Source organism: Erythrobacter colymbi (genome assembly GCF_002155685.1).
Taxonomy (GTDB): domain Bacteria; phylum Pseudomonadota; class Alphaproteobacteria; order Sphingomonadales; family Sphingomonadaceae; genus Erythrobacter; species Erythrobacter colymbi.
This window is the reverse complement of the sequence record NZ_MUYK01000002.1, coordinates 548,567-562,209: the sequence shown is the minus strand read 5'-3', so window position 1 is coordinate 562,209 and position 13,643 is coordinate 548,567. Positions and strand designations below refer to the sequence as shown.

The following is a 13,643-nucleotide window of genomic DNA, read 5'->3' as shown; positions in this document are numbered from 1 at the left end:
CGGTAAGGAAATGGCTCCCCGAGTAGGATTCGAACCTACGGCCAAGTGATTAACAGTCACCTACTCTACCGCTGAGCTATCGGGGAGCAACTCTTCCAAGCGGTCTAAGGAAGAGCGGAAGCGCGCCTATATGGGGGGCGGAATCGGATTGCAAGAGGGTTTTGACACCGCTGCGCCTCGATCCTCAGATCGGTCGCCCAGCGACCGCAAGGCCGGAGGGCGTGCGCAAAAACTAGGACGTTATGAACTGCTCGGCCACGATCCGCTCCTCGAGGCTCTGGCCCGGGTCGAACAGCAGCGTCAGATCATTGTCGTGCGCGATGTCGAGCCGGACTTCGGCGATGTCGCGCAGCTCCTTCTGGTCGGCCACTGCCGCGACCGGGCGCTTGGCCGGATCGAGCACCTTGAGGATAATCTTCATCCGGTCAGGCAGGATCGCCCCGCGCCAGCGACGCGGGCGGAAGGGGCTGATCGGGGTGAGGGCGAGCATCTTGCTGTCGAGGGGCAGGATCGGCCCCTGCGCTGAGAGGTTGTATGCGGTGGAGCCCGCCGGCGTTGCCACCAGCACCCCGTCGCACACCAGCTCGCGGATCCGCACGCGGTCGCCCACGGTGACCTCGATCTTGGCGGTCTGGCGGGTTTCGCGCAGCAGCGAGAGTTCGTTGATGGCGTTGAGCACATGGGTCTCGCCATCCTGCGTCACCGCCTCGACGCGCAAGGGCGAAATGGTCCAGCGGCGCGCCTTGTTGACCCGCGAGAGCAAGGCGGCGCGCTTGTCGTAGCGGTTCATCAGGAAGCCGACCGTGCCTAGGTTCATCCCGTAGGCCGGGATCACGCGGCCCGCATCGAGCATCGCGTGGAGCACCTGGAGCATGTAGCCATCGCCGCCGAGCACGACCACAGCGTCGGCTTCGGACAGCGGCACCCATTCGCCCTGTGCAAGCAGCGCCGCGTGCGCTTCCTGCGCGCGGTCGGTATCCGACGCGAGCAACGCCAGTCGCTGGTAGGTCACGCCATTGCTCGCCATTCATTCCCCTCCGACAGCATGGCTGGGGCCTACGACCTTATCCCCGGCGCCGTGCTAGGCGGTTGCCCTGATGTGCCATATCGGCTCGGATTGCAATTGATGCGCGCGGTGCAACGCGGCAAAGGCTAAAGGGAACCTCGGGGCAAGAGGAACACGATGGAACAAGGTCGGACATCCTTGCGTGGAGCACCCACGCGCGGGCGCCTTCCGGGTGTCAGCCCCGGCGTGCTCGAGGCCGATCTGTTGCGCGCGCTCGACCGGCGCGAGATAGAGGTGCTGTTCCAGCCGCAATTTTCCTGCGCGAGCGGCGCAGTGGTCGGGGCCGAGGCGCTGGCGCGCTGGCGGCACCCGACATTGGGCGCGATCGGCGCGCGCGATCTGTTTGCGGTGGCCGAGCGCGCGGCGCTGGTTGCTCCGCTGTCGCGCCACGTGGTCGCCCGTGCGCTGGAGGATGCCGCGACCTGGCCCGAGGGGCTTACGCTCTCGCTCAACATCACGCCCGAGGAACTGGGCGACCCGCGCTTCGCTGCCGATTTTGCCGCGCTGATCGGGCAGTCGGATATCGCGCCCGAGCGGCTGATGCTCGAGATTACCGAGGACGTGCTGCTGCGCAATCTCGCTCAGGCGGCGAGCGCGCTGAAGGCGCTGCGGGGGCTCGGCTTCCGCACGGCGCTCGATGATTTCGGCGCAGGGTTCTGCAACTTCCGCTACCTGCGCGAGCTGCCGCTCGATGTATTGAAGCTCGACAAGGCGATGGTCGAAGGCGTGCCGGCCGATGCGACCGCGCTTGCCGTGCTGCGCGCGATCGTGGCGCTGGCCAAGGCGCTCGGCCTTGCGGTCTATGCCGAAGGGATCGAGGACGAGATCCAGCGCGCCGCGATCACGGCGGAGGGCTGCGATTACTGGCAGGGCTTCCTGCGCGCCCAGCCGATGCCGAGCGAGCGCGTCGTGGCACTCGCCCGCACCGCGCGCGGGATGGGCCACGGATAAGACGGAGGAGCGGCGGCGAGCGACCTGAGCCGCCCGCCGCCTTTTTGCCTCAGAACGTCTGGCGCGCCGTCACCCCGAAAGTGCGCGGCTGACCGACATTGAACCCGAGCCGCGCGCGGCCACCGCGTTCACGGTCGAAGCTGAGCAGCGGGTTCTCGTCGAACAGGTTGTTGACATAGGCCGTCAGCGACAGGCCGCTGTCGAGCTCGACCCCGGCGCTGAGATTGACCAGCTGGTAATCGGGCAGCTCCAGATCGACCGTGGTCGCCGCGGTCAGCGGCGCGCCGCCGAAGGGCAGGCGGTGCACGAAGGTGCGCGGGTTGTTCTCCTGGTCGGCCGGCTGCGTGTAGCGCGACCCGACGTGCTGGAACGAGCCGCTTACGAAAGCGGTGGTCGAGCTGTTCAGATCCCACTCGTAGCTGCCGCTGGCGGACAGCTGGAATTCCGGCACCGAAGGCAGGCGGTTGCCATCGCGGATCCCGGTCGCGCTCGCCAGCACGCCCGGCAGAGTGCTGTTGAACTCCGACTTGATGTAGCTGCCCGAGAGGTTGAAGTTCAGCCCCGGCGAAGGCTCGACACCCAGCTCGGCCTCGATCCCGGCGGCGAAGGCCTCTGGCACGTTGAACACGATGCGCGACGAGCACGACCCCGCATCGAGCGTGACCTGAAGGTTGCTGATGTCATTGTAGAAGGCCGCCGCGTTGAAGGTGAAACCGCGGCCTTGCGTCTTCACGCCCAGCTCGTAGTTCCACAGCTTCTCGTCGTCGTAATCCTGGAAGCCGCCGAACAGCGCGAGGTCCTGCGCGTTGCAGAGCGGGGTGTTGAGCGGATCGTTGACCCCGCCAAGCCGGAAGCCCTGCGCGGCCTGCGCGTTGATGGTGACATCGTCGCTGGCCTTGTAGCTCAGCAGGAAGCGCGGGGTGAAACCGTCCGATGCGGTGCGGTCGACGACGCCCGCATCGCCATTGGCGAAGAGGCCACCGGTGGTGATGACGCGGGTTTCCTTGAAGTCGTAGTAGCGCCCGCCCGCCGTGAAGGTCAGCCTGTCGGTGATCTCGTAATTCGCCTCACCGAACACCGCGAGCTGTTCGATGTCGAACGGCAGGTCGGAGTTGAAGGGCGAGTTGGCCGGGAAGCCGTTCGCCGCGCCCGCCGCCGTGCCGGCGCCCAGCGTCGCATCGGTGAAGGCGTCATAGCCCGGGGTGGGCAGGCGCTGGCGATAGTCGCGGTTCACGTTGGAATAGAACCCGCCGATGAGCCACTGGAACGGTCCGTCATAGTCCGACGCAAGGCGCAGTTCCTGCGTGAAAGTCTTGAGGTCGGTGGTGTCGCGCAGGTTCGAGGGCAGCACCACGCCCGCATCCGGGAAGCCCAGATCGACCGAGACCGAACCCGTGAGCGCGCTCGCATCGCGGCTGACGAGGATGCTGCGGTCGATGTAGGAGGTCACCGAGGTGAGATCCATGCTGCCCAGCCCGACCTTGACGGTCAGGTCGGCGATGAAGGTCTCGTCCTTGAAGGCTTCGGGCAGCATCAGGAACTGCTGCCGGTCCTCGAAATTCACCCGGGTGCGGGTGGTGGTGAAGTTGTTGCCGAGCAGGTTGTAGATTTCCTGCCGGTTGAAGCCGTTGGCGGTGATCTTCTGGTAGATCACGCGCGGGGTGATCGAGAGCGTGTCGCTCGGTTCGAAGGTCAGCGCGATGCGGCCGCCGTAGCGCTCGCCGTCGTTGACGTTCTTGCCGCCGCCCGGCCCGAGCGCGTCGATGAAGCCGGCATAGCGGGTGTAGTAGCCGACCGCGCGGATCGCGGCGCTGTCACCCAGCGGCAGGTTGATCGCGCCCTTGATGTGGCTTCCGGCATTGCCGCCGTCGATGATGTTGACGTTGGTTTCGACCTGTCCCTCGGTCACGCCCAGCCGGGGCTGGTTGGTGATGTAGCGGATGGTGCCGCCGACCGAGCCCGAGCCGAACAGCGTGCCCTGCGGACCGCGCAGGGTTTCGACGCGGTTGAGATCGAACAGGTCGATGTCGGGGGTGAACAGCGAGAGCGAGATCACCGATTCGTCGAGATAGACGCCGACCTGCTCCTTCACGCCGGGCTGGTCGCGCACGACTTGCCCCGCGGAGATGCCGCGCACCGAGACCTGGCTCTGGCCGGGCCCGAGGTTCTGGATGGTGAGACCCGCAACATTGCGCGACAGGTCCTCGAGCGTCACCGCGCCCGAGCGCTGGATGTCTTCCTGGGTCTGCGCGTTGATCGAGAAGGGCACGTCCTGGATCGTCGTGTCGCGCTTGGTCGCCGACACGATGATGACATTGCCCTCGTATTCGTCGGCCTCGGCCGCGGGCGCCTGTGCGCTGTCCTGCGCGAGGGCGGGGTTGCTCCACAAGATTGCGGCGGCGCCTGTCAGCAGCAGGGTGCGGCGCAGGTTACGGCTAGCGATCATGCCCGTCATGATGTTCTCCTGTGAGCCGGAGGTTTGCCTCCGGTATTTTTTCACCAAGAACAAAAGCTTGTCACAATGCCCAAGGACCGACAAGCCGCGCACGGCGGCGCGCGCAATTGCGCGGGAGACTTGTGGCCTTTGCGCATCATGCACGTAACCGTGCAGGTAAGCGGGGCCGGCAGCGCCGTCAGGCCGCTTTCTTCGCCTTCGCCGCCTTGCGGACGATGCCCGACAGCCCCTTGGTCAGCTGGAACAGCCCGTTCAACCGGCTCAGCGGATCGCTCCAGGCGCGGTTGATGACGAGCTTCATGTCGGGCCGCAGCTTTGCCGTGTCCTTCCCGCCCTCGTTGAGGCGCGATACATAGGCAATGAGGCCCGCCGGATCGGGGAAGTCGTCCTGGTGGAAGCCCACCAGCGTGCCCCTTGCGCCGACATCGATCTTGGCGATGTTGGCGATGATCGCCTGATGCTTGATCTCGATCAGGCGGATGAGGTTCTTGGTCGGCTGCGGCAGATCGCCGAAGCGGTCGATCATCTCGGCGGCGAGGCTTTCGATCTCGTGCTGCCCCTCGGCCTGGTTGAGGCGTCGGTAGAGCGCCATGCGGACGGCGAGATCGGGCACGTAGTCCTCTGGGATCATGATCGGCGCGTCGACCGTGATCTGCGGGGTGAGCTTGTCGCGCGGCCGTTCGAGGCCCATCTCGCCTGCCTTGGCGGCGAGGATCGCCTCCTCGAGCATCGCCTGATAAAGCTCGAAGCCGACCTCGCGGATGTGGCCCGACTGCTCGTCGCCAAGCAGGTTGCCGGCCCCGCGGATGTCGAGATCGTGGCTGGCCAGCTGGAACCCTGCGCCCAGCGTATCGAGATCGCCCAGCACCTTGAGCCGCTTCTGCGCGATTTCCGACAGGGCCACGCCGGCCTCGTGCGTCAGATAGGCATAGGCGCGCAGCTTTGCCCGGCCCACACGCCCCCGCAGCTGGTAAAGCTGGGCAAGCCCGAAGCGGTCGGCGCGGTGTATGATGATGGTGTTGGCGCTCGGGATGTCGAGCCCGCTTTCGACTATGGTGGTCGAGAGCAGCACGTCATACTTGCGGTCGTAGAAGGCGCCCATGCGTTCTTCCACTTCGCCCGGCGCCATCTGGCCGTGGGCCGAGACGGGTTTGATTTCCGGCACGTTCTCGCGCAGCCATTCCTCGACATCGGCCATGTCGGAGATGCGGGGGACGACGATGAAGCTCTGCCCGCCACGGTGATGTTCGCGCAGCAGCGCCTCGCGGATCACCATGTCGTCCCATTCCATGACGTAGGTGCGCACCGCGAGGCGGTCCACCGGGGGCGTCTGGATGGTGGAGAGTTCGCGCAGGCCGCTCATCGCCATCTGGAGCGTGCGCGGGATCGGCGTGGCGGTGAGGGTGAGCACGTGGACGTCAGCGCGAAGCTGCTTCAGCTTCTCCTTGTGGGTGACCCCGAAGCGCTGCTCCTCGTCGACGATGACGAGGCCGAGGTTCTTGAACTTGGTGGACTTCGAAAGGATCGCATGGGTGCCGACCACAAGGTCGATGTCCCCGCTCTCCAGCCCCTCGCGGGTTTCTGCGGCTTCCTTGCTCGTGACGAGGCGTGACAGACGGCCGACCTTAAGCGGGAAGCCCGCGAAGCGTTCGGCGAAGTTCTGGTAGTGCTGGCGGGCGAGCAAAGTGGTCGGCGCGACGACCGCGACCTGCTGGCCGTGCATCGCTGCGACGAAGGCGGCGCGCAGCGCCACCTCGGTCTTGCCGAAGCCGACATCGCCGCACACGAGGCGGTCCATCGGGCGGCCGCTTTCGAGGTCCGAGAGCACGTCGGCGATGGCGCGTTCCTGATCCTCGGTCTCGGACCACGGGAAGCGGTCGGTGAACTGGCCGAGGGTCGCGGGATCGGCGGGGAGGGCGGGGGCCTGCCTGAGCGCGCGCGCGGCGGCGACCTGCATCAGCTCGCCCGCGATGGCGGTGATCCGCTCCTTGAGCTTGGCGCGCCGCCGCTGCCACGCCTCGCCGCCCAGCTTGTCCAATGCGACGGCGTGCTCGGACGAGCCGTAGCGGGTGAGGACGTCGATATTCTCGACCGGAATGAACAGCTTGTCCCCGCCCGCATACTCCAGCGCGACGCAATCGTGCTTGCTCTTGCCGACGGGGATCGCTTCGAGCCCGAGATATTTGCCGATCCCGTGCTCGACATGGACCACCAGATCGCCCTGCGAAAGCGCCTGAAGCTCAGCAAGAAAGGCATCGGAATCCTTGCGCTTCTTCTTGCGCCGCACCAGCCGGTCGCCGAGGATGTCGGCCTCGGTGAGAATTTCGAGCGCGTCGCTGGCAAAGCCGGTTTCGAGCGGGAGGATAACCACGGCGGTGGTCTTCTTCGCCGCGAGGCCCAGCGCCTGCTGCCAGTTGTCGGCGAGCGCAGTGGGGGCGCCCGCTTCGTCGATGATCGCGGCGATGCGGCGCGCGCTGCCGGTCGAATAAGCCGCGACCAGCGACTTCTTCGCGGACTTGCCGACCGACTTGAGATGCGCGGCGGCGGCTTCGTAGACATTCTCCCCGCGCCCGCGCTCCGGCGCGAAGTCGCGGGCCGAGCGGAAGCCGAAATCGACCACGCCGTCCTTTTCTTCCGAAGCAAAGCCGGTGGCACGGTGGGCGGGCATGGCGACGAGCGCGGCGTCGAACTCGGCGCGGACGAGATAGAGCGCGTGCGGAGCGAGCGGACGGTACGAGCCCTTCTTCTCGCTGGCGATCCGGCCGCGCTGTTCGTGATAGTCGCTGATGTCGGACAGGCGCTCCTCGGCCGCACCGAGTGCGCTCTGGTCGATTACGACGACATCGTCCTTGCCGAGGTGATCGAACAGGGTCGCGAGCTTGGTCTCGAACAGCGGGAGCCAGTGCTCCATGCCCGCTAGGCGGCGGCCCTCGGAGACGGCCTCGTAAAGCGGATCCTGCGTCGCATTGGCGCCGAACAGCTCGCGGTAGCGGGTGCGGAAGCGCTTGATGCTCTCCTCGTCGAGCAGGGCCTCGGAGGCGGGGAGCAGCAGGTGGCTGTCGATCCGCTCCACCGTGCGCTGGGTGGCAGGATCGAACAGGCGCAGGCTTTCGAGTTCGTCACCGAAGAAATCGAGCCTGAGGCCAGCCTCCAGCGACGAGGGGAAGATGTCGACGATCGATCCGCGCACCGCGAATTCGCCGTGGTCGATCACCGTATCGGTGCGGCTGTAGCCCTGCCGGGTGAGGAGCGCAGTCAGGCTCTCCTGCCCGATCTGGGTACCGACGCGGAACTCGCGCACGCTCTCGCGCACCCGGAAGGGGGTGAGCACGCGCTGGAGTACGGCGTTGACGGTGGTCACCAGCAATTGCTGCGCGGTCCCCGGCTGCTGGAGCTTGTGGAGTGCGGCGAGCCGCTCGGCGCTGATCGACAGGGCGGGGCTGGCGCGGTCGTAGGGTAGGCAGTCCCACGCGGGGAAGGTCACCACTTCCACCTCGGGCGCGAAGAAGCGCGCCGCCTCGGCCGCCGCGCGCATCGCCGCATCATCGGGCGCGATGAACACCGCGCGGCGCTTGGCGGCGCGGGCGAGATCGGCGAGCACCAGCGGCACACTCCCGCGCGGGAGCGAGGCGAGGGTCAGCGGATCGCGGGCCGCCAGAATGCGGTTCAGGTCGGGCATCGGGTCACTTCACTTGTGCCAGAGGGCAACGCAGGAACACCCCCAACTCGAAACGAGGAGGGGGTTAAGTGGGGGGCAGGTCGCCCTTGCCAAACAGCAGAGGCGCAGGATTTGTTCCGGGCCTTAGACGGGTCCGGGCCGCTTGTCGAACAATCCGCCGCTCAGCGCGGAATGTCGACGTAATCGAGCTTCTGCATGGTCGCCAGCAGATCGCCGGCGAGATGTTCGGGCGGGGCCTGCGTGCCCAGAGCCCATGCCATCACGTCGACATCATCCTCGTCGAGCAGGGCCTCGAACCATGCAAGCTCGGCCTCGCCCCATCCGGCGTGGTAGCGATCGTAATAGCCGCCGATCATGTAATCGGCCTCGCGCGTGCCGCGGTGCCACGCGCGGAACTTGGCGCGGGCGAGACGGGTTTCGAAGGAGGGGGCATCGGTCATGCGGATCACCTAGCCACAGCTTCGCAAGCCTTCAACTCGCAAAGACGCAAGGGCGGTGGTAGCCCTTGCAACCATGCGCCCCGAGGCTCTCAATCCGCTCTTCGCCGAAGTCGAGACGCTCGAAGGTGTCGGCCCCAAGCTGATGAAGCCGCTCGAGAAACTCGGTCTCACGCGGATCAAGGACGTGGCCTACCACCTGCCCGAGCGCTTTGTCAGCCGCCGCGCGGTGGCCGATCTCGATTCGGCTTCCGAGGGCGAGCAGGTGATCATCGCGCTGACCGCAATAGAACACCGCGCCCCGCGGGCGGGCAGCCGCGGGCCCTATCGCGTGCTGGCGCAGGACGCGGCAGGCAATGTCTGCTCCCTCAATTGGTTCGGCAAGGCCGCCTACAGCGCGAAGAAGCTGGTGCCGGTGGGCGAGACGCGCTGGATCGCGGGCCGCCTCGATCGCTATGGCGACATGCTCCAGATCGTCCATCCCGACCATATCGAGGAGGCGAGCGCGGCGCACATGGCGCGCATGTCGGAGCCGGTCTATCGCCTCTCCGAAGGCCTTACCCAGCCGCGCATCGCCGATTTCGCCGATCAGGCCTTGAAGCGCTTGCCCGATCTCCCCGAGTGGATCGAGCCCGGCCAACTGGAGCGCGCCGGGTGGCCCTCGTGGCGCGAGGCGCTGCGGCTCGCGCATGAAGGCACAGAGCCCAAGGCGCGCGACCGGCTTGCCTATGACGAGCTGCTGGCGAACTCCCTCGCGCTGCTGCTGGTGAAGGCCGACGGCCGCAGGCGCAAGGGGCAGGCGCTGGCGGGCGACGGTTCGCTCAGGGCGAAGCTGCAATTGCCCTTCGGCCTCACCGGCGCGCAGCAACGCTCGATTGCCGAGATCGCGGACGACATGGCGCAGGAGGCGCCGATGCTGCGCCTGCTGCAAGGCGATGTCGGCGCGGGCAAGACCGTGGTGGCATTGAACGCGATGCTGATCGCGGTCGAGGCGGGCAAGCAGGCCGCGCTCCTCGCCCCCACCGAGATCCTCGCGCGCCAGCATTTCGAGACGCTGCGCAAGATGCTCGGGCCGACGGGGGTGGAGATCGCGCTCCTCACTGGCCGCGCCAAGGGGCGGGAGCGCGAGAGCATTCTGATGGGGCTGCTGGATGGCTCGATCCAGCTCTTGGTCGGCACCCATGCGATCTTTCAGGACACGGTGAATTATCGCGATTTGGGCCTCGTGGTGATCGACGAGCAGCACCGCTTCGGGGTTGCGCAGCGCCTTTCCTTGGCAGCGAAAGGCCGCCGTGCACCGCATACCCTCGCCATGACCGCGACCCCGATCCCGCGCTCGCTCACCCTCGCGCAATATGGCGAGATGGACGTGAGCCGCCTCGACGAACTGCCCCCCGGACGGCAGGCGATCGACACGCGCGTGGTGGCGATGGAGCGGATCGACGAGGTGGTCGAGGGCCTCGCGCGGCACATCGCCGGCGGGCAGCAGGCCTATTGGGTGTGCCCGATGGTGCGCGAGATCGACGGCGTGCCCGACCTGGCCGACATCGCCGCCGCCGAGGCGCGGTTTGCGGCGTTGCAGGAGCGTTTCGGCGATGCGGTCGTGCTCGTCCACGGCCAGCTACGCCCCGAGGTGAAGGACGCCGCGATGGAGCGCTTCGCCAGCGGGCAGGCGCGGCTGCTGGTGGCAACGACGGTGATCGAGGTCGGGGTCGATGTGCCTTCCGCGACCCTCATGGTGATCGAACAGGCCGAGCGTTTCGGCCTTGCCCAGCTGCACCAGCTGCGCGGGCGGGTGGGGCGGGGCGCGGAGAAATCGACCTGCCTGCTGCTGCGCTCGGGCGCCCTGTCCGAGACCGGCCGTGCGCGCCTTGCCCTGATGCGCGAGACGCAGGACGGGTTCCGGATTGCCGAGGAAGATCTGGCCCTTAGGGGCGGAGGCGAGCTCCTCGGCACGCGGCAATCGGGCGAGGCGGGGTTCCGCATTGCCGATCTCGAACAGACCCAGCGGCTGCTGCCGGTGGCGCACGGCGATGCGCGGTTGCTGATGGAACGAGACGGGGGCCTCACCTCGCCAAGGGGCGAGGCGGCGCGGATCCTGCTCTATCTGTTCGAGCGCGACTGGGGCGTCCAGTTGCTGCGCGGCGGCTAGGCCGGGTCAGGCGCGGCGCTGTGTCTGGCTCTCGAGCAGCAGGCGGGCGGTCCACGCCTCGACCCCGAGCGCAATCACGCTCCACGCCGTCTCGAAAGCCTGGGTGTTGCCATAGTAGGGATCGGCGACAGGTTCGCCGCGACGACCATCGACGGCATCCATCAGCATCGCCAGCCGCGCCGTGCCATCGCGCGGGGCCTTGCTGCGCAACCCTTCGAGGTTGGCGCGGTCCATCGCGATGATGTGGCTGAAGCGGTAGAAATCGTCCCGCTCGATCTGGCGGGCGGCTTGTCCGGCAATGTCGATCCCGTGGAGCGAGGCGACCGCGATCGCGCGCGGATCGGGTTGGCTGCCGACGTGGTAGGAGGCGGTGCCGGCGGAATCGACGAGGCACGAAAGCCCGCGTTGCTCCGCCACCGCGCGGAACGCGCCTTCGGCCATCGGTGACCGGCAGATATTGCCGAGACACACGAACAGCACACCCAACTTGTGTTCAAACCCCCCATGCATGTCGGCGCGTTAGACCATATGATACCTTGTGTCCACCGCCTATCATGTTGGTTTCACGTGAAACATCGGCCTTTCCGCGCCAAGGCGGGGCGAAACGTGCCTAACATCGGCCTAACGGGGGTCTGGAGGGGGTCTGGACCCTGTCTGAGGGCGTCTGGCCCGACTCAGGCGGCGGCTGCGGGACGGGGGGTGGTGGAGGCCAGAACCTCCTCCACGATGCGCCGGATGTTCACCTTCGCCTTCAGCCGCGCCCCCAGCAGCGCCGTGCCCGAGACCTTGCGCTGCACGAACAGCGTCTCGATCGGCGGGAAGGCCCAGGTGTCCTTGTCCTGCGCGATGGCATAGCCTTCCTCGCGCAGCAGCGGGATGAAGGCGCGGTCGCCGAAATCGAAGGGCGCATCGGCGCGCATCTCGTTGATGACGATATCGATCATCCGGTTCACCCGATCGGGGTGCTTTTCGGCGACGATCGGCATCATGAAGCCGGCTTCGATCGTGGCCTTGAGCACGTCGGCGGCGTTGCCCTCGAGGCCCGCCTGCAGCATCTTGCGATAGCCGTTCGCCACCGCCGGATCGACCGGACGGCAGGCGCCGAAATCGAGCAGCACGATCTCGCCTGTCTCGCGCCGGTAGCGGAAATTGGCGAAGTTGGGATCGGTCTGCATCACCCCGAAATCGAACAGCTCGCGCGTCACCAGCCGGATCAGCCGCGCGAAGACCGCGTCGCGCCGCTCGGGGCTTTCCTTGCCGAGTTCCTCGATGCTCACGCCTTCCTCGAAGCTCATGGCGAGGATCGATCCGCGCGTGAGCCCGGCGTGGAGCCTGGGCACCACGAAGCCCGGCGTATCGGCGAGCTTGGTGCGGTAGAGCTCCATCTGCGCGCCTTCGCGCTGGTAGTCCGCCTCCTCGTGGAGCTGCTGCTTGGCCGCCGCCATCAGCTTGTCCATCTCGAGCTCGGGCGGAGCGAAACCGGCGATCTTCAGGAGCGTCATCACATTGTCGACATCGCTGTCGATGCTCTTGGCGACGCCCGGATACTGCACCTTGATCGCCAGCTCCTCGCCGTCGCGGGTCAGAGCCTTGTGCACCTGCCCGATGCTGGCGGCGGCGATGGGGCGGGGGTTGAACCAGCGGAATTGCTTGCGCCAGTCCGGCCCCCACTCGCTGCGCAGCACCTGGTCGAGCTGCTTGGTCGGCATGAAATTGGCCTGATCGCGCAGCGTGGCGAGGATCTTCGACAGCTCCTCGGGCAGGAAATCGCCTGCATCGAGGCTGATCATCTGCCCCATCTTCATCGCCGCGCCGCGCAGGTGGCTGAGGCGGTCGGTCAGGCGCTGGACGTTGCCGGGGGTGAGGATCAGGTCGCGCGGATTGATGCCTTCGCCGCTTGCGAGCCGCCGCGCGCCCTCGGCCACCATGCCGCCCGCGACCCCGCCGACCAGCCGGCCGAAGGTGCCTAGCCGCGCGATGCGCCCGGCCGGCACCGCGCGCTGGCGGCTGCGGTCTTCGGGGAGCCTGTCGAAATCGGGAATGCTGTCGTCGTCGGACACGGGGGAGGGGTTTCCGGATGGGGGAGGGTCAAGGGCTAACGGTCAGGCAGGTTCGTCGTTCCCCTGTCAGGAGATGCACAGGCCGCCGTCGACTGGCAGGCATTGTCCGGTGATGTAATCGCTGTGGGCCGAGGCGAAGAACACCGCGAGGCCCTCGAGCCCTTCGTGATCGCCCGGGCGGCGCAGCGGGATGCGGCGGCTCATCCATTCGGCGAATTTCGGATCGGCCTTGGCGGTGATGTCGGTCTCGTAGAAGCCGAAAAGGAGCGCGTTGGCGGTGATCCCGTAGCGCGCCAGCTCGAAGGCGGCGGCGCGGGTTAGGCCGTTGAGAGCAGCCTTGGATGCTGCATAGTCGGACGAGCGGTTGACCCCCATGATCGATTGGCCCGAGGAGGTCGCGATCAGCTTGCCGCCGGCATCGCCTTCCCTGGCGCGGGCGATCATGTGGCGGGTGACATGCTTGTAGACCAGCGCCGCCCCGCGGGTGTTGACGGACATGGTATGGTCCCACCCTTCGGCGGTGATGTCGGGGATCGCCGTGCCCGCGCCCGAAATGCCCGCATTGGCAAAGCAGCTGTCGATCCGCCCGAAAGCACCGAGCACCTTGCCGATCGCATCTTCGATCGCGGTGTCCTCGGCCACGTCGCAGGTGAGCGCGAGGACATCGCCTGCGCCGAGGCCGCGCAGTTCCTCGACCGCGGCGGCGTTCTTGGCTTCATTGCGCGCGAGGATCGCGACATTGGCGCCCGCCTTGGCGAGCCCGCGGCCCATCGCAAGGCCGAGCCCGCCATTGCCGCCGGTGATGATGGCCGTGTGGCCGGTAAGATCGAACAGGGTCATGGC

At 67.1% G+C, this 13,643-nt stretch carries 9 protein-coding genes and 1 tRNA gene; 2 read left to right on the top strand and 8 right to left on the bottom strand.

What is annotated here, in order from left to right; genetic code table 11:
- Positions 1–11: 11 nt before the first annotated feature.
- Positions 12–86 (bottom strand) — tRNA-Asn (locus BZF57_RS06015).
- A 146-nt stretch (positions 87–232) separates the two neighbouring features.
- A complete protein-coding gene (locus tag BZF57_RS06010) occupies positions 233–1,027 on the bottom strand; it encodes an NAD kinase (protein WP_086735669.1) in 795 nt (264 codons plus the stop codon).
- Positions 1,028–1,204: 177 nt separating this feature from the next.
- Between BZF57_RS06010 and BZF57_RS06005 the strand changes: the two genes are divergently transcribed.
- A complete protein-coding gene (locus tag BZF57_RS06005; RefSeq protein ID WP_240505863.1) occupies positions 1,205–2,017 on the top strand; it encodes an EAL domain-containing protein in 813 nt (270 codons plus the stop codon).
- Positions 2,018–2,066: 49 nt separating this feature from the next.
- On the opposite strand, the gene BZF57_RS06000 is transcribed toward BZF57_RS06005, so the two are convergent.
- The 3 genes from BZF57_RS06000 to BZF57_RS05990 form a co-directional block, all read right to left on the bottom strand.
- Positions 2,067–4,463 carry a TonB-dependent receptor gene (locus BZF57_RS06000; protein WP_206073216.1) on the bottom strand — a complete coding sequence of 799 codons (2,397 nt, stop codon included), beginning with the start codon at positions 4,461–4,463 and terminating at the stop codon, positions 2,067–2,069.
- A 187-nt stretch (positions 4,464–4,650) separates the two neighbouring features.
- Positions 4,651–8,151, bottom strand: a complete 3,501-nt coding sequence (gene mfd, locus BZF57_RS05995; RefSeq protein ID WP_086735664.1) for a transcription-repair coupling factor — start codon at positions 8,149–8,151, stop codon at positions 4,651–4,653.
- Positions 8,152–8,312: 161 nt separating this feature from the next.
- Positions 8,313–8,591, bottom strand: coding sequence for an FAD assembly factor SdhE (locus tag BZF57_RS05990; RefSeq protein WP_086735662.1), 279 nt, complete (start codon positions 8,589–8,591; stop codon positions 8,313–8,315).
- 73 nt (positions 8,592–8,664) lie between these two features.
- Here BZF57_RS05990 and recG point away from each other — a divergent pair, with 73 nt between their 5' ends.
- Complete coding sequence (gene recG, locus BZF57_RS05985) at positions 8,665–10,740, top strand: ATP-dependent DNA helicase RecG (RefSeq protein ID WP_086735660.1); 2,076 nt, start codon at positions 8,665–8,667, stop codon at positions 10,738–10,740.
- Between the two features lie 6 nt (positions 10,741–10,746).
- On the opposite strand, the gene BZF57_RS05980 is transcribed toward recG, so the two are convergent.
- The 3 genes from BZF57_RS05980 to BZF57_RS05970 all read right to left on the bottom strand — a co-directional run bounded on the left by BZF57_RS05980 (position 10,747) and on the right by BZF57_RS05970 (position 13,640).
- A complete protein-coding gene (locus tag BZF57_RS05980; protein ID WP_086735657.1) occupies positions 10,747–11,250 on the bottom strand; it encodes a low molecular weight protein-tyrosine-phosphatase in 504 nt (167 codons plus the stop codon).
- Positions 11,251–11,414: 164 nt separating this feature from the next.
- Complete coding sequence (locus BZF57_RS05975) at positions 11,415–12,800, bottom strand: ABC1 kinase family protein (protein ID WP_086735655.1); 1,386 nt, start codon at positions 12,798–12,800, stop codon at positions 11,415–11,417.
- Between the two features lie 66 nt (positions 12,801–12,866).
- Positions 12,867–13,640, bottom strand: coding sequence for an SDR family NAD(P)-dependent oxidoreductase (locus BZF57_RS05970; RefSeq protein ID WP_086735653.1), 774 nt, complete (start codon positions 13,638–13,640; stop codon positions 12,867–12,869).
- Positions 13,641–13,643 lie beyond the last annotated feature (3 nt).

What these genes read in the sequence shown, in the direction of transcription:
- mfd (WP_086735664.1), bottom strand. Translation starts at nt 8,151, where the DNA reads ATGCCCGACCTGAACCGCATTCTGGCGGCCCGCGATCCGCTGACCCTC.
- recG (WP_086735660.1), top strand. Translation starts at nt 8,665, where the DNA reads ATGCGCCCCGAGGCTCTCAATCCGCTCTTCGCCGAAGTCGAGACGCTC.
- BZF57_RS06000 (WP_206073216.1), bottom strand. Translation starts at nt 4,463, where the DNA reads ATGATCGCTAGCCGTAACCTGCGCCGCACCCTGCTGCTGACAGGCGCC.
- BZF57_RS05990 (WP_086735662.1), bottom strand. Translation starts at nt 8,591, where the DNA reads ATGACCGATGCCCCCTCCTTCGAAACCCGTCTCGCCCGCGCCAAGTTC.
- BZF57_RS05980 (WP_086735657.1), bottom strand. Translation starts at nt 11,250, where the DNA reads ATGCATGGGGGGTTTGAACACAAGTTGGGTGTGCTGTTCGTGTGTCTC.
- BZF57_RS05970 (WP_086735653.1), bottom strand. Translation starts at nt 13,640, where the DNA reads ATGACCCTGTTCGATCTTACCGGCCACACGGCCATCATCACCGGCGGC.
- BZF57_RS06010 (WP_086735669.1), bottom strand. Translation starts at nt 1,027, where the DNA reads ATGGCGAGCAATGGCGTGACCTACCAGCGACTGGCGTTGCTCGCGTCG.